Origin of the sequence: Protofrankia sp. Cr1 (genome assembly GCF_963555865.1) — a bacterium.
Classification (GTDB): domain Bacteria; phylum Actinomycetota; class Actinomycetes; order Frankiales; family Frankiaceae; genus Protofrankia.
In genome coordinates this window covers 1-573 of the sequence record NZ_CAUVXO010000148.1, presented here as the reverse complement: position 1 = coordinate 573, position 573 = coordinate 1, and the positions used below count along the sequence as shown (strand labels likewise).

At 74.3% G+C, this 573-nt stretch carries 1 pseudogene; it reads left to right on the top strand.

Annotated features, from left to right (window positions below):
* Nucleotides 1-573 (top strand): annotated as a pseudogene (locus tag U9980_RS13570) (hypothetical protein); the annotation flags it as partial.

Sequence of the window (573 nt, the reverse complement as noted above, 5' to 3'; positions counted from 1 at the left end):
GCGCTGGCCCACGACAGCGGCCGGCTCATCCGCACCGGCCACGAGACCGGGCTGGCCCGCGGCGTCGCCGTCTTCATCGTCTGCTGGCACGCGGCGATGGCGCTGCCCGCCGTCACCATGGCGCAGACCTACCGCTGGCCGCTGGTCTCGCTGGTGGTGTGGCTCGGGCTGGCCGCTCTTGCCGTCCGCACCGTCCCCGCCATGATCAGGCGAGGTCTACGGGGACGGGAGTCCGCCGGCCTGCTGGGCGCTGCGGCGCTCGCGGAGCTTCTGGTCGGCCTGACCTGCCGTGGGTACAACGTGGTCGGTTTCGCCAACTGGGCACTGCTCGGCGCCGGTTGGCTACTGGTTGCGACGGCGGTGAACCGCCCGACCCGCGAGGCCCTCCTCGGCGCCACCACGGTGACGGTTCTGGCCACCGTGCTCGCCCTGCGCGAGGTCGGCCCGGTGCCGCTTGCATTGGCGCGGCTGGTCGCGGTGACCTGGGGTCTGTGGGTGCCGGCGCTGGCGGTCACGGTGATCCGCCGCGCCATGGCCGCAGCCGGCCCGACCGTTGCGCGGACCGTGGCGACC